General features: G+C 33.6%; 20 protein-coding genes. 9 read left to right on the top strand and 11 right to left on the bottom strand.

Annotation, left to right across the window (positions count from 1 at the left end; genetic code table 11):
• The 9 genes from ACE01P_RS09225 to ACE01P_RS09185 form a co-directional block, all read right to left on the bottom strand.
• Complete coding sequence (locus ACE01P_RS09225) at positions 1–747, bottom strand: tetratricopeptide repeat protein (RefSeq protein WP_379696562.1); 747 nt, start codon at positions 745–747, stop codon at positions 1–3.
• 87 nt (positions 748–834) lie between these two features.
• A complete protein-coding gene (locus ACE01P_RS09220) occupies positions 835–2,583 on the bottom strand; it encodes a BatD family protein (RefSeq protein ID WP_379696559.1) in 1,749 nt (582 codons plus the stop codon).
• 108 nt (positions 2,584–2,691) lie between these two features.
• Positions 2,692–3,453, bottom strand: coding sequence for a tetratricopeptide repeat protein (locus tag ACE01P_RS09215; protein WP_379696557.1), 762 nt, complete (start codon positions 3,451–3,453; stop codon positions 2,692–2,694).
• A 158-nt stretch (positions 3,454–3,611) separates the two neighbouring features.
• Positions 3,612–4,646 (bottom strand): VWA domain-containing protein, encoded by a 1,035-nt coding sequence (locus ACE01P_RS09210; protein ID WP_379696554.1) that lies wholly within the window; start codon positions 4,644–4,646, stop codon positions 3,612–3,614.
• 79 nt (positions 4,647–4,725) lie between these two features.
• Entirely contained in the window at positions 4,726–5,727 is a 1,002-nt protein-coding gene (locus ACE01P_RS09205) for a VWA domain-containing protein (RefSeq protein ID WP_379696551.1), read from the bottom strand.
• Entirely contained in the window at positions 5,727–7,364 is a 1,638-nt protein-coding gene (locus tag ACE01P_RS09200) for a hypothetical protein (RefSeq protein ID WP_379696548.1), read from the bottom strand. Before ACE01P_RS09200 ends, ACE01P_RS09205 begins: the two co-directional genes overlap by 1 nt.
• 87 nt (positions 7,365–7,451) lie before the next feature.
• Positions 7,452–7,808, bottom strand: coding sequence for a four helix bundle protein (locus tag ACE01P_RS09195; protein WP_290963010.1), 357 nt, complete (start codon positions 7,806–7,808; stop codon positions 7,452–7,454).
• A gap of 73 nt (positions 7,809–7,881) precedes the next feature.
• The gene (locus ACE01P_RS09190; protein ID WP_379696545.1) at positions 7,882–8,745 is read right to left on the bottom strand and encodes a DUF58 domain-containing protein; all 864 of its coding nucleotides are present in this window, start codon (positions 8,743–8,745) and stop codon (positions 7,882–7,884) included.
• A 78-nt stretch (positions 8,746–8,823) separates the two neighbouring features.
• Positions 8,824–9,828 carry a MoxR family ATPase gene (locus ACE01P_RS09185; RefSeq protein ID WP_026728274.1) on the bottom strand — a complete coding sequence of 335 codons (1,005 nt, stop codon included), beginning with the start codon at positions 9,826–9,828 and terminating at the stop codon, positions 8,824–8,826.
• Positions 9,829–10,040: 212 nt separating this feature from the next.
• Here ACE01P_RS09185 and ACE01P_RS09180 point away from each other — a divergent pair, with 212 nt between their 5' ends.
• The 3 genes from ACE01P_RS09180 (at position 10,041) to ACE01P_RS09170 (ending at position 13,124) form a co-directional block, all read left to right on the top strand.
• Positions 10,041–10,916 carry an aldo/keto reductase family oxidoreductase gene (locus ACE01P_RS09180; RefSeq protein WP_379696542.1) on the top strand — a complete coding sequence of 292 codons (876 nt, stop codon included), beginning with the start codon at positions 10,041–10,043 and terminating at the stop codon, positions 10,914–10,916.
• A gap of 202 nt (positions 10,917–11,118) precedes the next feature.
• Positions 11,119–11,874 carry an SDR family NAD(P)-dependent oxidoreductase gene (locus tag ACE01P_RS09175; protein WP_379696539.1) on the top strand — a complete coding sequence of 252 codons (756 nt, stop codon included), beginning with the start codon at positions 11,119–11,121 and terminating at the stop codon, positions 11,872–11,874.
• Positions 11,875–11,978: 104 nt separating this feature from the next.
• The gene (locus tag ACE01P_RS09170) at positions 11,979–13,124 is read left to right on the top strand and encodes an ATP-binding protein (RefSeq protein WP_379696537.1); all 1,146 of its coding nucleotides are present in this window, start codon (positions 11,979–11,981) and stop codon (positions 13,122–13,124) included.
• Positions 13,125–13,204: 80 nt separating this feature from the next.
• Here ACE01P_RS09170 and ACE01P_RS09165 read toward each other — a convergent pair whose 3' ends face one another.
• On the bottom strand, positions 13,205–13,948 hold the full coding sequence (locus tag ACE01P_RS09165) for a PdaC/SigV domain-containing protein (RefSeq protein WP_379696534.1): 744 nt from the start codon (positions 13,946–13,948) through the stop codon (positions 13,205–13,207).
• 104 nt (positions 13,949–14,052) lie between these two features.
• Here ACE01P_RS09165 and ACE01P_RS09160 point away from each other — a divergent pair, with 104 nt between their 5' ends.
• The gene (locus ACE01P_RS09160; RefSeq protein WP_379696531.1) at positions 14,053–15,195 is read left to right on the top strand and encodes a cystathionine gamma-synthase; all 1,143 of its coding nucleotides are present in this window, start codon (positions 14,053–14,055) and stop codon (positions 15,193–15,195) included.
• Positions 15,196–15,279: 84 nt separating this feature from the next.
• Here the strand turns inward: ACE01P_RS09160 and ACE01P_RS09155 are convergent, their stop codons facing one another.
• Positions 15,280–16,071, bottom strand: coding sequence for a glutamate dehydrogenase (locus ACE01P_RS09155; RefSeq protein WP_379696528.1), 792 nt, complete (start codon positions 16,069–16,071; stop codon positions 15,280–15,282).
• Between the two features lie 326 nt (positions 16,072–16,397).
• Between ACE01P_RS09155 and gdhA the strand changes: the two genes are divergently transcribed.
• The 5 genes from gdhA to ACE01P_RS09130 all read left to right on the top strand — a co-directional run bounded on the left by gdhA (position 16,398) and on the right by ACE01P_RS09130 (position 24,900).
• On the top strand, positions 16,398–17,741 hold the full coding sequence (gdhA, locus tag ACE01P_RS09150) for an NADP-specific glutamate dehydrogenase (RefSeq protein ID WP_379696525.1): 1,344 nt from the start codon (positions 16,398–16,400) through the stop codon (positions 17,739–17,741).
• Positions 17,742–17,867: 126 nt separating this feature from the next.
• A complete protein-coding gene (locus tag ACE01P_RS09145; RefSeq protein ID WP_379696703.1) occupies positions 17,868–20,150 on the top strand; it encodes a T9SS type A sorting domain-containing protein in 2,283 nt (760 codons plus the stop codon).
• A gap of 60 nt (positions 20,151–20,210) precedes the next feature.
• Complete coding sequence (gene recO, locus ACE01P_RS09140; protein WP_379696522.1) at positions 20,211–20,924, top strand: DNA repair protein RecO; 714 nt, start codon at positions 20,211–20,213, stop codon at positions 20,922–20,924.
• Between the two features lie 118 nt (positions 20,925–21,042).
• Positions 21,043–22,938 (top strand): PQQ-binding-like beta-propeller repeat protein, encoded by a 1,896-nt coding sequence (locus tag ACE01P_RS09135; RefSeq protein ID WP_379696519.1) that lies wholly within the window; start codon positions 21,043–21,045, stop codon positions 22,936–22,938.
• Positions 22,939–22,986: 48 nt separating this feature from the next.
• The gene (locus tag ACE01P_RS09130; protein ID WP_379696517.1) at positions 22,987–24,900 is read left to right on the top strand and encodes a hypothetical protein; all 1,914 of its coding nucleotides are present in this window, start codon (positions 22,987–22,989) and stop codon (positions 24,898–24,900) included.
• The last annotated feature ends 154 nt before the right edge of the window (positions 24,901–25,054 follow it).

Below are 25,054 nucleotides of genomic sequence, written 5' to 3'. Positions count from 1 at the left end.
TTATTTAACCTCTTTAATTGTCGAAGAATCAATCCAACCTTGAGTTCCGTCTGTTAGTTCGATTTTTTTCCAGCCTGCAACGCTTTCTAAAACATAGACTTTAGCTCCTTCGTGCAGTAAAATAATTCCGGTTGAAGATTTTTTAGGTTCATGTCTCACTTGACTTAATTCAGAAAAAACTATGGCTACACGATCGTTTTCAAAATGGCTTTTCTCAGACATTCCAGCTGAAATGCTTAAAGCAAAAGCAACTAAAATGATAAACATTCCCACAAAATAAATTCTTTTTGCAAGTGTAGCGTTTGAGAAATAATATCCAATAAAACTCAATAAGAATACAAAACCAAGTGCAACAGAAATTTTAGCCCAAGTATTGTAGTCAAAAATAGAAGTAAAGTTCTGAATCAATTTGGCAAAACCTACTTTTGGAACTTCTTTGATTTCGTCAATCGTTAGTTTTTTCGCAAATTTTAAGTTGTTTAAAGTCTCTGGATCGTTTGGTTTCAAAACCAGAGCTTTTTCATAATTATAAATCGAAGGCGCAACTTGATTTAGTTTATAATAACAGTTTCCCAAATTGAAATAAACTTCAGCAGAATGTAATTTATCTTCTTTGATGATGTTTTCATAAACCTGCGCAGCTTCTTTATATTGTCCCTTTTGGTACAACGCATTAGCCGATTCAAAGCGCCCTTGCGCAAAGAAAACCTGCGAGATTAATAAAAAAAGATATAGTATGTTTTTCATTTTCTTTTATAATAAGATTTTCAACTTTGCGAACTTAAATTCGACTCAATCTAAATCAATTTCTTAGCGAACTTTGCGGTAAAAAAATTAAACAATCTGTTTTTCTAATTCAGAAATAATCAAAACAGCTTTATCATAATCCTGCTGAATTGAAGCGCTTGATGCTGGTGCATAACGTGCAAATTCGCAGTTTTCAGTAAGAGCAATAAAATTCTGAACCGTTTCTGGATTTGCATTTCTAGACAACAGCAATTCTCTAATATTGTCTTTACTCATTTCTGAAGTTTCAATATGCAGTTTTGCTTTCAAGAAATTATGCATTGCTTTTTCAAGTGCGATATAGAACGGCTCTTTGTTGTTAAGATGTTTCTTCGCTTGCGATAAATATTTCTTCGCCAGCTTATTGTTCATTCTAATTCTGTTTCCAGTAACGTCACTATCCATAGCCTCTTTTTTCTTTCTAGCTAAAATGATAATTGGGATAATGATAAACGGTGCAAACAACAATCCTAAATACAAACTAGAATCGTAAAAATCATTTTTAGCAATCGGAATTAATGCTGTTCTCGATTTAATATTTTTGAAATGATCCGCTGATGCCATAGCATTTTTAGAAGCCGATGCGCTTGGATTCGCTTCCGCAGGCGTTGGTCCATCCAAAACATCAACCATAATTTCTTTCGAAGTGATGGTTTTATAAGTGCCAGTACTCAAATCGAAATACGAAAACTGCATTGGTTTTATCGCGTATTTTCCTCGGTATTGCGGTACAATAGTATATTTGTCAGTAATTCTTCCAGACATTCCGCTTAACGAAGTCGTTACTTGCTCGTCGTGAACTGGATCGTACATTTCTAATGCATTTGGGACAACCGGTTTAGGAAGCGTAAATAACTTCATATTTCCAGTTCCTTGTGCGCTTACGATTAAGTCAAGACCTTCACCATTTTTAAGTGTTGTTTTTGACGGAGTAACAGTAAAATTCAATCTTCCGACAGCACCAGTAAATCCTTCTGGTTTTGTGCTTTCAGGAAGCGGTCTTACATTGATTGTTTTTGCTCCAGCAGAAACCACTTTGTTATCTTCTGTAATAATCATTTGACCAAACATATCACGGCGATTTGTTGGCAATTGCACGCCAATATCTAGTGAAAGAGGTTCAATAGTAAGTCTTCCTGCTTTTTGTGGATATAAAATGGTCTTTTTCAGGATAACATAATAACATCTTTGGCCTTGGAAATTTCCTTCTTCGATTGCCAATTGTTTGATGTCAATGTTCTGATTCCAGAAATCATTGTATTTAGGTTTTGCCAATTCTTTAAAACCTGTAACTCCAATATTATTGAAATACAATTTGTAAACAGCTGTAATTGGCTCGTTTAGATACGGATTTGTTTTTGAAATTTCGGCAACAAGAGTCAATAACTCATTTCCAGATCCTGGAGGTCTGTCACTTGGATCTCTTTCTTGAGCCACAGCATTGGTCACCGTAACCTTTATCGGATTTGTTTTGTAAACCTGACCATTGAATTCGATTGCTGCCTGCTTAATTGTGACAGCTCCTTTTCTCTCAGGCTGCAAGATGTAAGAATATATTTTTTGAAAAGAGCTTCGTCCGTTTATCCAAGACTGACTAATCTGCTGGCTTGGCCCCGCAACCATTTTGAATCCTTCAAAAGAAGGTTGCTCGAAGTTATCTCCGTCAACATTCATGATGAAATCTACGCGAAGCCTTTCGTTTACTCCAAGTGTGTTTTTGCTGACTCTGGCCTCAAATTGCACCTGAGCCATTAGTCCTTGAAAAGTGAGTAGAAATAGAATTAAATATCTTTTCATTACTTGTTTAATCGTTGTTTTTAATGTTTAATCGTTTAAACGTCATTTTGTTTAATCGTATTGTTCGGATCAAATAAACAAATTAACGGTTAAACGATTAACCAAATTTTACCAGTCTTTTTCTGTTTTCTTAGGATTAGTTTTAACTTTCTGAGCGTTTACTTTGTCCTGAATTTTCTTTTCTTCATTGTTTACCGCATCTAGCAAATTCTGAACACGCTCTTTTGATATTCCTCCAGGTTGTGGTTTTGGCTCTCCTTGATTATCAGATTTGTCATCTTTCTTCGGATCGTTTTTACCATCTTTTTTGTCTTTGTCCTGGTCGCCTTTATCGTCTTTTTTATCCTTGTCTTTATCTTTATTCTTGTCCTTGTTTTTGTCTTTGTTTTTATCCTTATCCTTGTCTTTGTCCTTGTTTTTATCTTTCTGATCGTTCTTAGGAGGATTCTCTTTTAATTTTTGTTTAGCGTAAGCATAATTGTAACGCGTTTCATCATCGGTTGGATCGTTACGAAGTGCTTGTTTGTAAGCTTCAACCGCTTGCGTATAATCTTTCTCTTTCATGAAAACGTTCCCAAGGTTATGGTAAGCTTTATGTTTTTCAGGTCTTGTTTTGGCATTTTTTATTGCTTTCGCGTAAGCAAATTTAGCTTCCGAAACTTGATTCTGTCTATAAATGGTATTACCTAAATTATAAGGCGCTGTTGATCGTTTTGGAAATTTAGATTCCGAAATTCTATAGTTTGCCTCAGCATCGACAAATTTATTCTGTTTATATTCTTCGTTACCAGCAGGCAACGTTTTATCTTTCTCTTGTGCAGAAACTGCAAAAGAAACGGTTAGTAAAATATAAAGGATTAAATTTTTCATTCTAATTTTGTTTTTTGTTTGCCACGAATTTGCTTCGCCTGTTCACTATCGTTCGAGTCACCAATTGGCACTAATTAATTTGGTTCTTATTATTTGAATTTTACAAAATTTTGCAATTTGTTTTCGTGTAAATTCGAGCAATTAGTGGCTAACTTTTTTTATTTCTTTTCATTAAATAAATCCAACTCTTTGATCCAGTTTGTTTTTCTTTCCAATAAGAAAATGTCTAGGAAAAGCAATAAAAATGCAAACCCGATAAACCATTGAAACTGCGATTGAAATTCGGCCATTTGTGTCGCTTCAAATTCTGTTTTCTGAATATTGTTTAAAGCATTTTTCACATATTCTAAAACTTCTTTTGTACTTCCGCCGTAAACATAACCACCTTTTGTTGCTTTTGCAATAGTTTTTAAACCTTCTTGATTTAATTTGGTAATTACCGTTTCTCCATTTTGATCTTTTTGATATCCTCTAACAACGCCATTTTCTTTTAACGGAATTGTTCCTCCTCTTTCTGTTCCAACACCAATTGTGATGATTTTCATTCCTAATTTATTGGCTTCTTCTGCCGCAGCCGATGCCCCTTCAGAATGATCTTCACCATCAGAAATTAGGATTAATAATTTGCTGGTTTTGCTTTTTTCGTCAAAATAAGTAGAAGACAATTTAATCGCTTCGTCTAAAGAAGTTCCTTGAGACGAAACCATTCCTGGACTCATACTTTGCAAGAACATTTTGGCAACGCTGTAATCTGATGTAATAGGTAAAACTGGGAAAGCGCTTCCTGCATACGCTACGATTCCGATTCTATCGCTTCCTAATTGGTTGATGATTTGCGAAACCAATTGTTTGCTTTTATCTAAACGGCTAGGAACAACATCCTCAGCAAGCATACTTTTAGAAACGTCGACAGCAAAAACAATATCAATACCTTCTCGTTTTACGGTTTCCATTTTGGTTCCAATCTTCGGATTTACCAAACCAATAATCAAGCAAGTTAGCGCCAAAAGAATCACGACAATTTTTAAAACTGGTTTAAAAACTGATTTCTCAGGGCTCAATCTTTTTACCATTTCCAAATCACCAAATTCACGTTGCGTTCTTCTTTTCCAATACATATTGAAAAGGAAAATACATACCACAATTGGGATAAGTAATAAGAGATATAAATATTTTTTTTCGTCTAATTCCATTTTTTAATTCTAGTTTTCAGTCTTATTTTTCAGTCTCAGTTGCAGCTGTTAACTGTAAACCTTGACTGCGACTAAAATATTAAATAAAGCTTCTGTAAACCGTATTTCTTAATCCAACTTCAAGTAATAACATTAAACCCGCAAATAAGACAAAAAACCTGTATTTTTCGTCGTAATCGTAGAATTTCAATTCCTGAATTTCTGTTGTTTCCAGTTTGTTGATTGAGTTATATATTTCTGCTAATTTATCATTGCTTGTTGCTCTAAAATAAGTTCCATCGGTTTTTCTAGCGATGTTTTTCATCAGCTTTTCATCGATTTCAACTTTTTGCATTTTAAATAAGAAACCACCATTTGGAGCGTATGCGTATGGAGACTCTGCCATTCCGTTACTTCCAAGACCAATCGTGTATACTTTAATTCCATATTGTTTTGCAATATCAGAAGCTGTTTCTGGTTCAATAAAACCAGCATTGTTGACACCATCGGTAAGCAGAATGATAACGCGGCTTTTTGCTTTACTATCTTTTAAACGATTTACAGCAGTTGCCAATCCCATTCCAATTCCCGTTCCGTCTTGTAATGTTGTATCGTATTTAATTCCTTTTATCGCTTCAAGAATAATCGCTTTATCACTTGTAACTGGCGTTTTGGTGTACGCTTCAGAAGCATACAAAACCAATCCGATTCTGTCGTTTGGTCTTTCTTCAACGAAATCTGCTGCCACTCTTTTTAAAGCTTCCATACGGTTTGGCTTTAAATCTTTTGCTAACATAGATCCAGAAACGTCTATTGCCATTACAATATCAATTCCTTTTGTTGTTTTAGTCTGATTGCTGATGTCTACAGTTCTTGGTCTTGCTAAAGCTATAATTAATGCGCTTAAGGCTAAGATTCTAAAAACATATAAACAAGGTTTTAATTTTGTAAGCAATGATTCGCTGTTCTGAAAACCTGCTGTCGAACTCATTTTTAAAGTAGCCGACTGCTGGTTGCGTTTCCAGAAAAACCAAATTACTGCAATCGGAATTAATAGAAACAACCAAAGAAATTCTGGATTTAAAAAAGTGATCTTGCTCATTAGTTGCCTGCTCTTTGAAGTTCAACAGAATTTAATATTCGGGTCGTGATTTCATTAGCATAAGTATCGCCCTCTTCGTGTAAAATCATAATTTGCTGTAAACCTTGATCTTGTTTGAAAAGAAGTAATTCGTAATATGCTTTTGTACTCGTTTTAGTTGCAGGATTAAGAACTGTCATTGTCCCGTAGCCTTTTACTCCCTGAATACCTTCGTTAGTTTGAAAATCTTCTTGTTTTACAATAATATTTTGTCCGCCTTGAGCCTCAATAATTTTTATAGTTCCTTCTAAGGTTTTATTTAAATCAATATCGGTTGGCTGTTTAAATTTAGACGTTGAAACGGTTACATAAAAATTGTCAATCATGCTTCCGTATGCAAAAAGCTGCATTTCTTTAATAAGTGCCATTGCTTCTTTTGGAAGTGTTTTTTGCGCATCCATTCTTTTTAAAACCTTTGGAGTTTCAATGATAACTGCAGGACTTCCGTAAGCGCTTTTTACCCATTCGCCCTCTAATAATTCTTTTGAAGGATGGCCAATTACATTGTCTTTTACATAATTGAAGCCTTTGGTAACAACAAAGAAAGTTGTTGTAGCAAACAATAAAAGTATGATAGCTGCAACAGCGTAACCAATTCTGGCATTACGTTTTTTGCGAAGTTGTTCTTTAATTTGTTTTTGTCTTTGCGCTTCATTTAATAACTGATCTTCGATTTCTTCTGGGACTTCAGTTGGAATCGCATTATCAAGAGTTAAAATTACTTTCTGAATTTTATTTCTATCATCTGTAATTTCAAAATCAAGCGGTTTAGATTTCGCAAACTTTACCAAATCGGCCTGACGTAAAACACGCTCTAAATTTTCAACCGTTTCTGGCGTAAGCGTCATTTTCTTTTTAGTAGAGGCTTCTCTAATTGCTGTAATTAACTCAGAAGTTGTACTTTCCATTGCTGGAATATGAATCGCTTCTTCAATATAATTTCTCGCAATATCGGTTAATTCACTATAATATTCTTTGATTTCTCCTTTTTGAACAAGTTCTTTTTGCTCCAGATTGTTCAGTAAACTTGTCGCTTTTTCGATAGGAGTTTTATAAACTTCTTCTTCGATTTTTTTAAGTTGGCGTTTTTTAACATACCAATAAACGAAAGCGCCAATTCCTAAAATTGCTAGAACTATTAAAGCGTAAATCCACCAATTTCCCATTCCTTCATCAACAGAAGAAATATCTTTGATGTCGTACATTTTTTGCTGTAAAGTATCGACTTTTACGGCAGCTACTTCCACTTTAATTGAATCAGTGTAAAAAGGCTTTTTATCGATTAAAATCTTAATGCTCGGAATTGTATAACGACCAGAATCAAACTGCGTTAAACCATATTTTTTGATAAGTTCGTAATTAGTCGCATCTTTCTTAACTGTATCGATTGGATAAGACTGAATTACTTCTAACGGACCAATATTTTTAAGTTTAGGAAATTCAACTTTTGATGTTGAAGTCACAACCGTTTTAAGCGTCAGTTTGAACTCAGCACCAATTTTGTTTTTGGTCGTATCAATGCTTGTTTCTACTTGTTTCTGCTGAGCAAAAATCATAGTAGAAAAAAGCAATAAAAATATATAAAGTTTAAATTTCATTTGATTAACGATTGAAGATTAACGATTTTCGATTTTTGATTTTTCTTAGGATTGTCAATAGTTTTCTAAAATTGTAATCTTTAATTTTTATGAATTGATTTTTGATGTTTTAATGCTGGATACAAAAATTGAAATTAATTGATTTGCTTCTATTTTTACTTGCATTAAACCTTCACGGTCTGTTGATAAATTTGCTTTTTCTATAATTTTTAAACATACAAATGTTTCTCTTAATTCTTTTAAACAAATTCCCATTTTATGAATAAAATCTTTTTTGCTTTCTGCACTTTGCGCTTCTCCGTAATTCAAAGCTGGCGATGTTCCTGATCTAATTATTTGTCCCGACAAATGATTTCCTGCATAATTTTTTTCAAACTTACTTGCTATAATTATAATTGTTGCAGCAAAATCAATCAATCTATTTTCTAATTCTTGTTTAGTCATTTTTAAATACTTCCTTAATCATAAATCATTCAACATCATAAATCAAAAATCGTTAATCAAAAATCAAAAATCTCTATCTCGATTTGAAATAGCCTAATAGTTTAGTAACGTAATTTTCATCAACTCTGGTATTGACAATTCCTGCTCCAGATTTACGGAAAGTATCTTTAAAGTAATTCAGCTTTTCTTGATAATGTTTCTCGTAGTTCATTCGAACAGCTTTCGAACCTGTATCAACCAATTGAATTTTTCCCGTTTCGGCATCCAACATATGAACCATTCCTAAATTTGGAATTTTTTCTTCGCGAATGTCGTACACACGAACACCTGTAATGTCATGTTTTTTAGAAGCAATTTTTAATGTATGCTCATAAGAATCAGACATAAAATCGGAAATCATAAAAATGATGGCTTTCTTTTTCTGGGTTCCAGATAAAAATTTCAAGGCTTGCGCAATGTCGGTTTTCTGGCTTTTTGGTTCAAATTCGATCAATTCACGAATGATGCGAAGCACGTGCGAACGTCCTTTTTTTGGCGGAATATACAATTCTACAGTATCCGAAAATAATATTAAACCAATTTTATCATTATTTTGTGTAGCCGAAAAAGCCATCGTTGCCGCAATTTCGGTTACGATGTCTTTCTTGAATTGATTTTTAGACCCAAAAGATTCCGAACCCGAAATATCAACCATTAAAACCATGGTCAATTCGCGTTCTTCTTCAAATACTTTAACGTGAGCTTCGTTGTAGCGTGCGGTTACATTCCAATCGATGTTACGAATATCATCTCCGTATTGGTATTGACGCACCTCGCTAAACGTCATTCCTCGTCCTTTAAATGAAGAGTGGTATTCTCCCGAAAAGATATGATTACTCAATCTTTTGGTCTTGATTTCTATTTTCCGTACTTTTTTTAAAAGCTCTTTTGTATCCATTTCTTTAGTTTTCAGTCGCAGTTTTCAGTCGCAGTTTATTGTAATGTGTTTACTGTGACTGAAAACTGAAAACTATTTTTAAGGTACCTCAATCTCGTTAACGATTTTGTTGATAATGTCTACAGAAGTAATGTTTTCTGCTTCTGCTTCGTAAGTGATTCCAACTCTGTGACGTAATACATCGTGAACAACTGCACGAACGTCTTCTGGAATTACATAACCACGACGTTTGATGAAAGCATAACATTTTGCGGCATTAGCCAAGTTGATACTTCCACGAGGAGAAGCTCCAAAACTGATAAGCGGTTTTAAATCGGCTAATTTGTATTTTTCTGGGTAACGTGTAGCGAAAATAATATCAAGAATATATTTCTCGATTTTTTCGTCCATATAAACTTCACGAACAGCTTCCTGAGCACGTAAAATCTGATCTACAGAAACTACAGGATTTACTTTTTCGTAAGTTCCTTTTAAGTTTTGACGAATTACAAAACGCTCTTCATCAATTTTTGGATAATCAATAACGGTTTTCAACATAAAACGGTCAACTTGTGCTTCAGGAAGTTGGTACGTTCCTTCTTGCTCAACTGGGTTTTGTGTTGCTAATACTAAAAACGGACGATCTAATTTGAAAGTAGTATCACCAATAGTAACTTGTTTCTCCTGCATCGCCTCTAATAACGCCGACTGAACCTTTGCAGGCGCACGGTTAATCTCATCGGCAAGTACGAAATTGGCGAAAATTGGTCCTTTTTTAATTGAGAATTCGTTTGCTTTAATATTGTAAATCATGGTTCCGATAACATCGGCAGGTAATAAGTCCGGCGTAAACTGGATACGGCTGAAAGATCCTTGAACCGCTTGAGAAAGCGTGTTGATGGCTAAAGTTTTTGCCAGACCAGGAACTCCTTCCAATAAAATATGCCCTTGTCCAAGTAATCCGATCAATAGACGCTCGACCATATGTTTCTGACCCACAATAACTTTGTTCATTTCCATTGTAAGAAGGTCTATAAAAGCACTTTCTCTCTCAATTTTTTCATTTATCGCTCTAATGTCTAAAGTCGTTGTATTTTCTTCCATATAAATATTTTTAAAACCTTGATTTTTACGCCTAATTTTTGAGAGTGCAAATTGAATATTTTTTGAGAAGTAAGATGTTAAAGAATGGTTAAAACTTCGACCAAAGACCTAATTTTAAGGACTAATTGTGAATCTATTTTTATATTTTTAAGAACTTTGATGATTATGTTTTATGAAAGCATAATTATTACCAAAAATAACGCATAACTATTATGAGCAAAACAGTCTTATCGCCTATAATTTCGGGCACTATGAATTGGGGAGTTTGGGATAAAAACCTTACAACCAAAGAAATGGAAAGCATGATACAGGTAAGTATCGAAAACAAAATTACGACTTTTGATCACGCGGATATTTACGGTTCGTATACGACCGAAGCCGATTTTGGAAAAGCCTTTCACGCAAGTAAAATTGATCGTGAAAAATTACAATTAATTACCAAGTGCGGAATTCAGATGATTGCTGAGAATCGCCTTGAAAACAAAATTAAACATTACGATTATTCTAAAGACTACATTATTAAGTCGGTAGAAACTTCTTTGAAGAATTTAAAAACAGATTATGTAGATGTTTTTTTACTTCACAGACCAAGTCCGCTAATGCAGGCTGATGAAATTGCAGAAGCAGTTGAAAAGTTAAAAGGTGAAGGAAAAATTATTGATTTTGGACTTTCAAATTTTACAAGTTCTCAAACAGAATTAATTCGTCAGAAAACAGAAATTAGTTATAATCAAGTGCAATTTTCTGCAACGCATTACGATGCAATGCTAGACGGAAGTTTAGATTACATGCAAACACAAGGAATTCGTCCTTTATCATGGAATCCGCTTGGGACTGTTTTTAGAGAAGATACGAAACAGACTCGCCGTTTGAAAAAACTGTTTTCTACTTTATTAGAAAAATATCACTTAGGTGCAGATACGCTTTTATTGTCTTGGATTCTAAAACATCCAGCAAAAATAATTCCGATTGCAGGAACAGTAAATATTGCAAGAATTCAATCTTTATCAAAAGCAATTGAATTAGAGATGGATACAGAAGATTGGTTTGCTATCTGGACAGAAAGTATGGGCGATGATGTGCCTTAATTTTTAAGTGTTCAGTCGCAGTTTTTAGTTTTCAGTTTCGTTCTGAAAAAAATAAACACATAGAAACATAGATTTTTTTTGCTTGTAAAAAGAAGCTTTTAGCGTTTCACTTTCATATAGCTATGTGAATTGATGTAAAATGAAATGCCTTTTTTAGATAAAGTTGAACTATGTTTCTATGTGTTAAAACAAAATATTTACAATGAAAAAAACAGTTTTAATTACTGGCGCTACAAGCGGAATTGGAAAAGCAACGGCTCAGATTTTAGCAAAAAATAATTATAAAGTGGTGCTTTGCGGAAGACGTCAAGACCGTTTAGAAGAACTTCAAAAAGAACTTTCTGCTTTTACAGAAGTGCATTTTTTGGCGTTCGATGTTCGTGATAAAGAAGATGTGCTGCAGAAAATTGGTTCTTTACCAAATGATTTTGCTACAATCGACGTTTTAATTAATAATGCAGGAAATGCTCATGGTTTAGATCCGATTCAAAATGGAAATTTAGACGATTGGGATGCAATGATTGATATTAATGTAAAAGGACTTTTGTACGTTTCAAAAGCGATAATTCCGCAGATGGTTGAAAGACAATCGGGACATATCATTAATATTGGTTCGACTGCTGCTAAAGAAGTTTATCCGAACGGAAATGTGTATTGCGGTTCTAAACACGCTGTTGATGCAATTACTTCCGGAATGCGAATCGACTTGAATCCGTTTGGAATTAGAGTTGGTGGAATTCACCCAGGAATGGTGGCGACAGAATTCAGCGAAGTTCGTTTTAAGGGTGATGTCGAAAGAGCTGCAAATGTGTATAAGGGATTTGATCCATTACAAGCTGAAGATATTGCAGATATTATTCACTTTGTGGTTTCAAGACCTTATCATGTAAATATCGCTGATTTGGTTGTTATGAGTACTGCACAGGCGTCTTCGACAATTGTGAAAAAAAATATTTAAAAATTAGAGCGTTAGACTTCTTAGAAGTTGGATCTTTAGATTATCTTAGGAATCTGAAAATCATAAATCTAAGAAGTCTAAATTTCTAAGTAAGCCCAAAGAAGATGATTAATAAGCGCCTTTTAATTAAAAATCTCCTCGCTCATAATGACGAAAGCAGTTTTTATGATAAGAAAAGGCAATTGAATCTTCATTCGAGAGAAGGCAAAGGAAAGTTTTTAAAACACATTTGCGCGTTATCCAATTCTAACCCAAATAACAATTCTTATATTGTGGTTGGAGTAGAAGACCAAGATAATGAAATTGTAGGCGACGATTTCTTTGACGATAGTCGAATTCAGAATTTGGTCAATGCATTTTTAGAAAATCCTCCAAAAATTCAATATGAAAACGTTCCTTTTCCGAATCTTCCAAAAGACAAAGTAATCGGACTGGTTACAATTAAACCTAAAAGTAAAATCTCTTACTTTAAAAAAGGAATTCACACCATTCTCGCCAATAGTATTTTCATTAGGCGCGGCAGCAATTCGATTCCGTTGGAAGAACATGAGGAAATTGAAAAAAGCAATCAGAATACAGAAACGGTAATCGGAATTGAGAACAGTTCTCGAAACAGCATTCAGTATACTTTAGACGGTGTTATCGATTTTATGAATTTCAGGCATAAAGATATGTCGCCAAAATATCGAGTTTTTAAAGAATTATTTGTGATTTGCTGGGCGGGAGTTCCAAAAACAAATAGAGAAAAAACGTTTCTTTCGAGAGTCGATATCGAATTGATAAACGAACAGATTAAGCTTTTTTATTCGGCGCAAGATGTGGTTACAATCGAATATAACGACGATACTTTTACCATTACAGAATATGTTCCGCTGGGGTTAAATGACAAAACGAGTTATTATCCTTTAGAAGAACAAACGATTCATTTTTTCGATAACGGTTATTATAAAATTGATCGTCAGATGCTTTTTCAGCCGCCAGAATTCAACCGAAAAATGTTGTACCATATCTACAATTCAAATATGGCTTTATTGGCAAAACTTCAAAAGGAAATTGCTTTGTCTGAGCGCGAAATGAAAGATTTAGAAAATCTACCTTCAACTTTCATGATTTGCTATTTGAACGGATTTGAAGATGCCAGACAAAAATTAATTGATGCGAAAATGCTTCTCAAACCGTATAAAAATATTTATTCTTCGTTTAAAGAAGCGCTGAGGGTTTTGCGTAAAATGAAGTATGATGTTCAATAAAGATTCTAAGGTTCTAAGATGCTAAGATTCTGAGTTTTTTCTGTAGAGACGCACTGCAGTGCGTCTAAAATTTTGTTTTTTTATTGAAAATTCAAATATTTTTGTACTTCTTCGTACGGAAATAAAAGCTCTTTTGGGCCATCTGCATAGGATGCTGCTTCATATGAATTGTAATATAAAAGTAAACCTGCAGAGGTGTAAAAAATGTTTTGAGGCAGTTGAAATTTATCGTTTTCAAACATTAAACCTGTCGCATTGATATTGGCTGTTTCTGGAATTTTATATTTTGCTCTGAATGTTTTTTCGGCGAAAGCCTTAAACTCTTTTTCGTTTTTAAATAACTTATTATTGAAAATGGTTTTTCCAGTTTTTTTATCGAATAATAACGAACGATAGCCCTGATAGCCATGAGCGCCACCAGTGAAAGTATAATGATCAATTTTAAGGTTTAAGATTTGGTCAGATTCAAATTCGACATTTCCGATTATTTTAGCTTCCCAGCCAAAAGTATCATTTGGAAATTTTTGATGCATTTCTTCGTATGAAGCAATAAACGATTTTGCCAATGATTTGTAATCATCAACTTTTACCGAATCTTCTTCAAAAAAAACAATCTCTTTAATAACAGCAAAGGCTTTTTTATTGATGCTGTCTGATATTACTTTAACATTTTTAGCAATTGGAACTTCTATTGTAATTTTAGGGCAATCATTTTTGCATGGGACAGCAGATTTCTCTTCAAACGTTTCACTTTCAAATGAAAGCTCTTTTTTGCAACTTGTAAAAATCAAACACAAAAAGATTATAAATATGTAATTTTTCATATCAAAAAGTGTTAATTATCTACAAAGGTAAGAAGTTGTGTCGCGATAAAATAAATTAAGCGGTAAATTTGTAGAAGAATTAAGGAAATAAAATTTATAACTATATGAAATTCAATACAAAAGTAATACACGGAGGTCAGCATCATGATCCAAGTACAGGCGCTGTTATGCCGCCAGTGTATCAAACTTCAACATTTGTACAAACAAGTCCAGGGAAACCTTTGGCAGATTACGAATACAGCCGAGCTTCAAACCCAACACGTACAGCTTTGGAAGACGCGCTGGCTAGTATTGAAAACGGAACTCGCGGATTAGCATTTTCTTCTGGTCTTGCAGCTACAGATTGCGTTTTAAGATCTTTTAAAGCTGGAGACGAAATCATCGCAATGGATGATTTGTATGGCGGAACTTACAGAATGTTCTCTCGCGTTTACAAAGATTCGGGTATTAAATTTCATTTTGTTGATATGACGAATATCGAAAAACTGAAAAGTTTAATCAACGAAAACACAAAATTAATCTGGGTAGAAACACCAACAAATCCGTTGATGAAATTGGCGGACATTCAAGAAATAGCAAAAATTACACAGAAGAAAAAAATCCTTCTTGCTGTAGACAATACTTTTGCAACGCCTTATTTGCAAAAACCTTTAGATTTAGGAGCTGATATTGTAATGCACTCTGCAACAAAATATTTGGGAGGACATTCTGATGTTATTGCTGGAGCATTAATTGTAAAAGACGAAGCGCTTGGAGAACAATTGCATTTTCAGCAATTTGCAACTGGAGCGACTCTTGGACCAATGGACAGTTTCTTGGTTTTAAGAGGAATTAAAACGTTGGCTTTAAGAGTTCAAAGACATTGCGAAAATGGAGAAAAAGTAGTTGAATACTTGAGTAATCATCCAAAAATTAAAACGGTTTATTATCCAGGTTTAAAAAATCATCCGTTTCACGAAATTGCTAAAAAGCAAATGAAAGCTTTTGGAGGAATGGTTTCTTTCGATTTTAAATCAGGAAAAAAAGAAGATTCTATTGCGTTTTTAGAAAAACTAAAAGTGTTTACATTGGCAGAATCTCTTGGTGGTGTTGAATCATTGGCGAATCATCCAGCTTTAATGACTCACGCTTCTATTCCTGCAGATAAAAGAGCAGAAGTTGGTATTAATGATGATTTAGTGCGTTTAAGTGTTGGAATTGAAGATGCAGAAGATTTAATTGCTGATCTAGAGCAAGCACTTTCTTAATAATATTCCAAAAAATAAAAATCCCAAATTCCAATTTTAATAATTTTGGAATTTGGGATTTTTTATATTTTAATTTTTCTGAATTTAGAATTCTAAGTAGTAGATATATCCGAAGTTAAACCAAACTTGCCAGTCGTTAGATTTATTTTCTTTATAAATATCTTTATTAGGATTTAATCCGTCAATCCAATCTGAGTTATACATTTGGAAACGAGTTTCAAACATTAAGTCGCTCATTGTAGTTATTTTGTAATGAACTCCAACAGCAGCTGTTGCAGATAAAACTACGCCATTTTCTGAAGAAAATCCATGTGCACGTCCATCAGATGGAGTTAGGTATTTTCCTGGAGTAACATTAGGGAAAGTCATGTCACCTAAATTAGATCCAATTTTTGTAGAATAATAACTTACCTGAAACCCGACAGCTCCATACGGACTGAAGCCACGAATTGTGTTTTCGAAGTCGTGGATTTTCATAAAAGGAGAAAATTCTATTTGGCCTCCTAAACCTATTAGGTTAGTGCTTGCGTGCATGTTTCTTAATTGCTGCGCAAATAATCCATTAGGTTTTCTCTCAACCCATTCTCCGAAATGTTTTAAGGTAGTTCTACTAAATGATAGGTCAGATCTTACTTTAAAATGTTCTGTGAAATAATTTTCTCGATTATTATTGGCAGAAAAATTAATGAAGTGCATGATTCCGACGCCAAAACCGGTGTTTCCAACGTTTGTGTCGAAGTTGTGCCTTTCGCCAAAATCGGACTGTAATGTAACTGGTCCAGCGTAGATTCCGATCTCTTGGGCTAGTCCTTGCGCTGAAATAGCAGTTGATATGCCAAATAGAGCAAGTAATGTGAAAAATAGGGGTTTAGACATTTTTTAGGGCTTACAAATCTCGGCAAATATATAAAAAACATAATCGATTCAAAATATTAAATTGATGTATTGAAAAATAAGTAGCAAAATACTTAATTTACTAACTTTTAAAAGGTGATTTGCATGTAAACAGCTACATGTAAAATGTGTTTATTTAGAATGTTTGAAAAAAACACAAATCGTTTCAAAAAAGTGAAAAATATAACATCGAATCATTATTTGCTATATCTTTGTCAGTTAAAACGAAAACGTTTTCTTAAACATGATTTCTTATTTATATAAGAGTAAAGATTAAACCTAAATTATCTGAAAAATTTATTTCAAAGATGGAACAAAAAATAAATGAATTTATGGCTCTAATTGAGTCAAAAAATCCAAACGAGCCAGAATTTCTTCAAGCTGTTAGAGAATTTGCAGAAACAGTTATTCCATTTATTGCAGATCGTAAAAAATACGATGGGAAAAACTTGCTATTAAGAATTGCAGAACCAGAACGTTCTATAATCTTTAGAGTTCCGTGGGTAGATGATAAAGGCGAAATTATTGTAAATAGAGGTTTCAGAATTCAAATGAACTCTGCAATTGGGCCTTACAAAGGAGGAATTAGATTTCACCATTCAGTAAACTTATCTGTTTTGAAATTCTTGGCTTTCGAACAAGTATTCAAAAATAGTTTGACTACTCTTCCTATGGGAGGTGGAAAAGGTGGTTCTGATTTTGACCCAGAAGGAAAATCTGATGCTGAAATTATGCGTTTCTGCCAATCGTTTATGACAGAATTATGTCGCCATATTGGTCCAGATCTTGACGTTCCAGCTGGAGATATCGGTGTTGGAGCTAGAGAAATCGGTTACTTATTTGGACAGTACAAAAGAATTAGAAATGAATTTACGGGAGTTTTAACTGGAAAAGGTTTGGCTTACGGTGGTTCATTAATCAGACCAGAAGCTACAGGATATGGTGTAGTTTACTTTACAGACCAAATGCTTCGTACAATTGGACACGAAATTAAAGGTAAAAAAGTCGCTATTTCAGGATTCGGAAACGTAGCTTGGGGTGTTGCCTTAAAAGTAAATGAATTAGGAGGTAAAGTAGTTACTATCTCTGGACCTGATGGTTATATCTATGACGAAGAAGGTATTTCTGGAGAAAAAATCGACCATATGGTTGAAATGAGAGCTACTGGAGATAATAGAGCAGAAAGATATTTAGAGAAATATCCAAATGCTATTTTCCACAAAGGGAAAAGCCCTTGGGAGGTAAAAGTAGATATCGCTATTCCATGTGCTACTCAAAACGAATTGAATGGAGACGATGCTCAGAAATTAATTGATAATGGTGTTCTTTGTGTAACTGAAGCTGCAAATATGCCTTCTACATTAGATGCTATTAAACTTTTCTTAGACAATAAAGTATTATTCGCACCAGGAAAAGCTGCAAATGCTGGAGGTGTTGCTGCTTCTGGATTAGAAATGACTCAAAACTCAATCCGTTTAAACTGGACTAGTGAAGAGGTAGACTTGAGATTGAAAGATATCATGGTTGGAATTCACAATCAGTGTAAAAAATACGGTGCAGAAGAAGACGGATATGTTAACTACGTAAAAGGTGCTAACATTGCCGGATTTGTAAAAGTTGCCGATGCTATGCTTGCACAAGGTGTAGTTTAAGATTTAATTACAATAATTATAAATACCCCCGTTATCCTTGATAAGATATCGGGGGTATTTTATTTGTACTAAAAATTAAATAAAATCCCGTTTGTATTATATTTGTCTATTCGAATACATTAAATGATGAAAAAAGTATTTTTCTGCGGTTTGTTTTTATTTCTAATTCAGTTATGCGAGGCGCAGAGCAAATTGTCTTGGCAAGGATATTTTTCATTTAATGAAATAAAAGACATTTCAGAATCGGCTACAGATATATTTGCGGCTTCGGAAAACGCATTGTTTTCAAAAAACACAACTGCAAACATCCTAAAATCTACTACAACTGTTGACGGACTGTCTGGTCAGACAATTTCTGCAGTTTATTATAGCGAAGCATTCAAAAAAACAATTATCGGTTACGAAAACGGGTTGATGATTTTGATAAATGATGTCGACGGAAGTATTGTAAAAGTGGTTGATATCATTAATAAACAATTACCAGCAAATACTAAAAAGATCAATCATTTTATGGAAAATAATGGATTGATATATGTTTCTTGCGATTTCGGAATTGTTCAATTCAATCTTAAAACATCACAATTTGGCGATACTTATTTTATTGGAGATAATGGAGCTGAAATCAGTGTTAGACAAACCACATTGTTTAACGGATTTATTTTTGCAGCAACTTCAACTGGGATTCGAAGAGCGGAGAGTACAAATGCTAATTTGATAGATTATAAGCAATGGTCGGTTGTAAATGCGGGAAGCTGGTCTGGTGTAGAGGCTTTAGATACAGAACTTATTGCAGTAAATGATTCTGGATATATTCATCGATTCAATTCAAGCACATTTGTTGGTTTTTCGCAATTGCCTCAAGCGGCTGTTGACATAAGAGCAAAAAATCATAATTTATTTGTTGCAACTGCAAATACGGTTTATGTATACAGTAATCAAATGGTGCTGAATCGCCAGATTACAAATTCTCAGGTTTTAGATAATACTTTGAATTTTAGCTGTGCAACAGAAGTTGGAAATCAGATTTTTATTGGAACAAAAGAAAAAGGTTTGTTTGTCTCTTCTTTAAATAACGCAACGGCTTTTGAGAATACCACGCCTAGCGGTCCAGTGCGCAACAATATTTTTTCTATAGATGCAGGCACAAGTGTTTTGTGGGCTGTTTATGGAGATTACGATGCAGTGTATAACCCATATCCTTTAGATAGCTACGGAATGAGTCGATTTAATGCTTCTGGATGGTTGAATATTCCATATTCTGATGTTTTTGATGCAAAATCGATTACAAGAGTATATGTAAATCCTAATAATGAAAAGCAGGTTTATGCTGGTTCCTTTTTTTCTGGATTATTGAAAATTCAAAATGATGTGCCAACTCTTTTATATAATGAAGAGAATAGCGGTTTAGAGTCAATTACGACAGAAGGACCAAACTATATAGATGTCCGAATTAATGCAACAACCTTTGATAAAACTGGAAATCTCTGGGTTACAAACAGTAGAATCAAAAACGGGTTGAAAGTTTTAAAAACAAATGGGCAATGGGGAAGCTATGCAATGACTTCAATTTTGGATGATGTAGAAGAAGAAAATTATTCGAGTATAGTTGTAGATCGTAATAATGTAAAGTGGCTTGGGACCTACAAAAATGGAGTTGTTGGATTTAATGAAACTACCAATACATTTAAAAAAATAACTGTAGGTGCCGATGCTGGTAATCTGCCAATTGCTGATGTTCGAACGATCGCTTTAGATACAAAAAATCAGCTTTGGATAGGAACAACAAAAGGTTTGAGAGTTTTGTCTAATGTCTCGAGTTTTCAATCGGAAAGTCAGTTAAAAGCAAATCCGATTATTATAACAGAAGATGATTTGGCACAAGAATTATTATACGAACAATATATTACTTCTATAGCAGTCGACGGAGCAAATAATAAATGGATCGGAACTGCAGATTCTGGTGTCTTCATGGTTTCGCCGAATGGTCAGGAAACAAAATATCATTTTACAATAAATAATTCACCGCTTCCAAGTAACTATATAAATGACATTAAAATAAATCCTAAAACTGGTGAAGTTTTTATTGCAACCAACAAAGGATTGGTTTCGTTTGGCGGAATTGCAACTGAAGCAAATGACGATTTGAGTAACGTATATGTGTATCCAAATCCGGTGCGCCCGACGTATACAGGAACAGTCAAAGTTGCAGGATTAATTGATAAAGCGAATGTTAAAATCACAGATATCGAAGGAAATTTAGTTTACGAAGTAACAGCTTCTGGAGGAACAATCGAATGGGATACAACCGCTTTCGGTAAATATAAAGTAGCTTCTGGCGTTTACATGGTTTTTATTTCTGCAGAAGACGGAGGCGAAACTAAAGTCAAAAAAGTGATGATTATTCGATAGTATTTAGTCGCAGTCTCAGTTTGCAGAAACTTGAAACTTGAAACAAAAAAACAAAAACCTTTGCAAGTCAAAACCAAAGCCATAGTAATTTCATCATTAAAATTTCAGGAAAAAAGCTTGATCGTAAAATGCTTTACGCTTTCTAGCGGACTGAAATCTTATTTTGTGCGTGACGCTTTTTCTAGTAGAAAGGCAAGTCAGAAAATTGCTTATTTTCAGCCTTTTTCGATTTTAGAAATCGACGCTGTTCATAAGAATAAAGGAACTTTGGAAAATTTCAAGGAAATAAAAACTGCTGTTCCGTTTCAGACTATTCACACAGATATTGTCAAAAGTACGATGGTAATGTTTCTTTCTGAAATGCTGCATCATTCCATTCAAGAAGAAGAAAAAAATGAACAGCTTTTTCTTTTTTTAGAAACAGCATTGACTTGGCTGGATAATCATGACGAAATTTCTAACTTCCATTTAATCCTACTTTTAGAAATTACAAAATATCTTGGCTTCTATCCTGATGTCTCTGAAATCGATTTGCCTTTTTTTGAAATGAAAGAAGGAATTTTTACGGTTTTCCACACTGCAACAGCACTTTCCGAGCATGAAACCGCTTTGTTTAAAAAACTTATTGATTTAAAGTTTGATAACAGTCAAAAAGTCTTTCATGTGGTTGAAAGGCAAATATTGTTAAAAGTTTTGATTGGTTTTTATTCTTCTCATTTAGAGGGTTTTAAGCAGCCAAAATCGCTCGATATTTTGAAAGAAATTTTTTCATAACCACATTTCTATTTTTATATATTTGCTCAGTAATTTTTTATTAAAAATAATTTTCATTTTTTAGTAGGAAAGTACGTTCTCATAAATAAATATTGCCAATAATTAAAAAAAATCTACCATGAAGAAAATTACGTTTTCGATTATTTTACTTCTGTCGGTAACGGTTTCATCAATTGCCCAAAGAAAATATGATGAAATAGTTACAACAGAAAATGCTGTCCAAGATTTGGTGCAGAATGGAATTACGGGGGTTGTTGTCTTTAAAGAAGGCGGAACTATCAAAGGACTTGATCCTGAAACTAAAAAAGTTGTATGGACTTTAACTAAAGAAGATTTTGGAGGTAGATCAGTATTGGATATCGCAGGTGATACAGATCTTACAAAACTTTTTGCAGATAAAAGTACTTTAACTAATGTGCCTGGAAGCCCATATGTAGAAGCTTATCTTGAAAGTAAATACCTTATTATCAATACTGATACAGGTAAAATTGTTTATAATTCATCAAAAGAGTCTTTCTGGGTTACTCAGTCAGATTTTATTCCTGAAACAAACGAGTATTTGCTTACTTTGAAAAAAGATGGCGATATGGCAATTGCTTTATTGGATATGACAACTGGTGAATTAAAATGGAACACAACTGTTGATAAAGCAAAATCATTGTTTAGCTTTTCTTTCAAAGAGTCAGTAAACACTAACATTGCTACAGTACACGGATCAGTAATTTACTATTTATTGTACGGAAAATTATATTCTTTTGATAGAGCTACTGGAAAGTTAAACTGGAAAGGTGAAGAAGATTATTCTAAATTCTTTTTAACTCAAAACGATAAAAACATTGTTGTAGTAAACAATGCTGGAACTTTCTCTTCAAAACAATATTTAAATGTATTGAATACAGAAACTGGAAAAAGTATCTGGAAAGAATCTATCAAAACAAAGAGAGTTGTTTATCTTGAGGATTGGGGAACTAAAATCTTAGTGGCTCATTTTAGCGGATTTAACTTTTTCGATTTAAAAACGGGTGAAAAAATCTGGAAAAAAGATGCTCGTGGAGACGGTTTGAAAAGGGTAATTCCTATCGATCAAGATTTCTTATATGTTGCTGAAAACGAAATGATGTTGATCAACAAAGATGGAGAAAAACTTTGGAAAAAATTCATCGAAATCTCTGACGATAAAGAAGATCCAATTTACTACTTAGGTAAAGTTGGTGAAAAAGTAATGTACCTTACAGGAACTTACGGAAACATGGTAGATTATAAATCAGGAGTTAAACTTTGGAAACGTAATATTAAGTTTGAAAAAAGCCGTCCAGTTTTACCAACTTATGACGAAACTACAAATTCTTACTTAGTGTATAATGATGAGAAATTATACAAATTTGATCCAAGCATCAGTGATAAACCTGAGCCATTTGCTAAAGTAAATATCAAAAAAGAAAAAGAATTAAACAGTATCGAACAATTTCCTTGGGGAGTTGTGCTTTCAGGACCACTTGAAGTAATGGGTGTTAATATGGATGGTACAGTTAAATATCACCTTACATATACACAACCAGGAGAAGGAACAAGACGTCTTATAAAAAGTGCTGCAATTGTGGGAAGCATTGGTTTAGGAATTGGTTCAGGAGTAAGTTCTGTTAAAGGTGCTGATTTGACTATGACATATCGTGATGCTGATGGTAACATGAGAACAGTAGTTGCAAAAGGAGATCAGACAAATAAGGATCAGGCAAAAACTTATGCAGCTGGATCAGCGGCTTTAGGTATAGTAGCTGCTAAATTCAACACTCGTTTTAATGCAATGAAACAAAACAGAGACTTCTCTTATATTTTTGCAAAAGCAGATTCTGGAGAAAAAGTTTTGGTGAAAGTGAGTAAAGTTGATGGAGTTGAAGTTGATAAAATTATTTTCAACAACAACAAACCAATTTATGAAATTGACCCTGCAACTCAGAACATTTTTTATGTTTCTGATAAGTCAATTCAGATTTTCAACAAGAAAGAAAAATAAAAAAAAACACAGCCATCAGGATCTGATTCTGATGGCTTTTTTTTGCCTATGAAAAAAAGACTACTCCTTATTGCTTTGCTTGTAATTGGTTCAATTCAGGCGCAAGAAAAAATAAGCTCAAAAAAGAAGAAATTTTATATTCCAGTAATTAAGTATTCAGAATTTCCTGTGCTTGATAATGTATTGACCCAAACTGCCTTTTATCAGATGGACAAATCATTGCAAGAAGAAGAATCCAATCTGAAAAAGCATTATTTTAATATCAACGGATTTATAAAAGATCCTGTAAATGGAAAGCTGAAAATCTATCTGACTTTTGCACTTCCTAGGTATACTACGACGCAAATCGATAGTACCTTTGATAAAAAAACAAATAGATGGACCTACGGTGCGCATTCGAATTATATTACAAACGTAAGATTGGATGTTAAGTATGGTGATAAAATGATATTGACTAAAGATTTTGGAGGTTCAGAATCCTATTCAATAAGTGTTGGAAATAGTTTGGGGACTATGAAAGTTGCAGCTTCAGAACATGATAAAAAAATCAGGGCTGCAGTTAGCGATTCAGATTATACAGATGATGGTTTTGAAAATGTTATTTATAAAACGGCAGGGAGAGTTCAGGATTTCCTAAATTATAAATTTGGATATACAACAGGTGAATCTAAAGAAAGATTTGAATTTGTAACCTCAAAAGGACATTCAGAATACGCGCAAATGCTGGCTTTCGAAACTGAGATTACAGCTCAAATGGAGAAAGTAACGCTTGAAAAAGGTCTTGATGAGAAATTGTTGGCTCCGCATTTACAATATCTGGAAAGTCTATTGGTTAAATATCCGCCTTCGCCTGCAAACGTAAACATTCGTTTTATTGTCACAAATAATTTAGCCGAGACTTATTTTTTACTTGAAAATAAAGAGAAAGCATTGCTTTATGCTAATTTATTAGTCGAAAATGATAAACAGGATTCAAGAGGTTCTTCAATTATTGAAAGGGTAAATAATGCCAATTTTGCTGATAAAAAAATTAGAAGTCATACCAATCGTTTTGCTGAACTTAAAAAGTTAGGGCTTAAAATAGAAGAAGAAAAAGAAGAGAAAAGGTTAGCGTTTTTCGAAAAAATCCAACAGCAGGACGCTGAGTGGGAAATCGAAAAATCGAATCGTGAAGTTTACTTGGAAAAGATCAAAACGCAAAGACATAATTTGCTTGATTCTGTACCGTATCAGTTAAATGCAAATCTTTTGGCAAAAGTAATCGATAATCTTGGAGGAAGCCAAGCACTAAAGAAAGTGGAAAAAGCACATTTACTTTCTAAGATTTCGATAGAAGGGACAAAAATCCCTCAAACAGAAGAAAAATGGGCAACAAACACGCATTATCTTCTTAAGAAAAAAATGCCTGAAGCGTATTACGAAATAGTGAATGGTCCAGAAGCTTGGAGCCATGATGATCGCGAAACAGGTGTAAATGCTAAATGGGCAAAGCTAACGGCATACGATTACAGTAATTTGTCTAAAAATGTTGACTTAGTGAACTTTTTAACTGATTTAAGACTTGATTTATGGAATAATTTCGAAGTTTTAGGCGAAGAAATGTATGAAGGAAAAATGTGTTATCATTTAAATTATTTTGAAAAAACATTAAGCTCCGGAAACAGAACAATTCCAAAAACAGATTATCACGTTTTTATTGATAAAGAAAACTTTAATATAGTTTCTACTGAGAAAACAGAATTTGACAATGGTAATAAAAGTTTTTTCGAAAGAAAATTATTTGGTGATTACCGACCTGTAGCGGGATTAAATTCTGGAAAAATCCCTCATAAGATTAATTATGAAATTGAAGATTTTAACGGTGAAACTCTTTATCAGGAAACACGTGAAAAAGTAGAAGTAAATCCCGTTTTCGGAAATAGAATTTTTATGAAAGAAGTTTATTTCGGAGGGTTCAAATAAGATGTAAAGCTTATACGAAGCTTTTTAAGAATTGGTTATTTTTTGATTTTATTAGCTCAGAAAAATGAGAATAATGTCAGAAAGTAACCAATTCTTCTGTTTTTGTATCTATTATCTCAACAAAAGTTTGTGAAATTTAAGGAAATTGGCGGTC

The sequence above is a fragment of the Flavobacterium sp. HJSW_4 genome, from assembly GCF_042436695.1.
GTDB lineage: Bacteria > Bacteroidota > Bacteroidia > Flavobacteriales > Flavobacteriaceae > Flavobacterium.
This window is presented reverse-complemented; position numbering and strand designations above follow the sequence as displayed.

Coding starts and splice junctions, on each gene's coding strand:
- ACE01P_RS09225 (WP_379696562.1), bottom strand. CDS start 747: ATGAAAAACATACTATATCTTTTTTTATTAATCTCGCAGGTTTTCTTT.
- ACE01P_RS09220 (WP_379696559.1), bottom strand. CDS start 2,583: ATGAAAAGATATTTAATTCTATTTCTACTCACTTTTCAAGGACTAATG.
- ACE01P_RS09215 (WP_379696557.1), bottom strand. CDS start 3,453: ATGAAAAATTTAATCCTTTATATTTTACTAACCGTTTCTTTTGCAGTT.
- ACE01P_RS09210 (WP_379696554.1), bottom strand. CDS start 4,646: ATGGAATTAGACGAAAAAAAATATTTATATCTCTTATTACTTATCCCA.
- ACE01P_RS09205 (WP_379696551.1), bottom strand. CDS start 5,727: ATGAGCAAGATCACTTTTTTAAATCCAGAATTTCTTTGGTTGTTTCTA.
- ACE01P_RS09200 (WP_379696548.1), bottom strand. CDS start 7,364: ATGAAATTTAAACTTTATATATTTTTATTGCTTTTTTCTACTATGATT.
- ACE01P_RS09195 (WP_290963010.1), bottom strand. CDS start 7,808: ATGACTAAACAAGAATTAGAAAATAGATTGATTGATTTTGCTGCAACA.
- ACE01P_RS09190 (WP_379696545.1), bottom strand. CDS start 8,745: ATGGATACAAAAGAGCTTTTAAAAAAAGTACGGAAAATAGAAATCAAG.
- ACE01P_RS09185 (WP_026728274.1), bottom strand. CDS start 9,828: ATGGAAGAAAATACAACGACTTTAGACATTAGAGCGATAAATGAAAAA.
- ACE01P_RS09180 (WP_379696542.1), top strand. CDS start 10,041: ATGAGCAAAACAGTCTTATCGCCTATAATTTCGGGCACTATGAATTGG.
- ACE01P_RS09175 (WP_379696539.1), top strand. CDS start 11,119: ATGAAAAAAACAGTTTTAATTACTGGCGCTACAAGCGGAATTGGAAAA.
- ACE01P_RS09170 (WP_379696537.1), top strand. CDS start 11,979: ATGATTAATAAGCGCCTTTTAATTAAAAATCTCCTCGCTCATAATGAC.
- ACE01P_RS09165 (WP_379696534.1), bottom strand. CDS start 13,948: ATGAAAAATTACATATTTATAATCTTTTTGTGTTTGATTTTTACAAGT.
- ACE01P_RS09160 (WP_379696531.1), top strand. CDS start 14,053: ATGAAATTCAATACAAAAGTAATACACGGAGGTCAGCATCATGATCCA.
- ACE01P_RS09155 (WP_379696528.1), bottom strand. CDS start 16,071: ATGTCTAAACCCCTATTTTTCACATTACTTGCTCTATTTGGCATATCA.
- gdhA (WP_379696525.1), top strand. CDS start 16,398: ATGGAACAAAAAATAAATGAATTTATGGCTCTAATTGAGTCAAAAAAT.
- ACE01P_RS09145 (WP_379696703.1), top strand. CDS start 17,868: ATGAAAAAAGTATTTTTCTGCGGTTTGTTTTTATTTCTAATTCAGTTA.
- ACE01P_RS09135 (WP_379696519.1), top strand. CDS start 21,043: ATGAAGAAAATTACGTTTTCGATTATTTTACTTCTGTCGGTAACGGTT.
- ACE01P_RS09130 (WP_379696517.1), top strand. CDS start 22,987: ATGAAAAAAAGACTACTCCTTATTGCTTTGCTTGTAATTGGTTCAATT.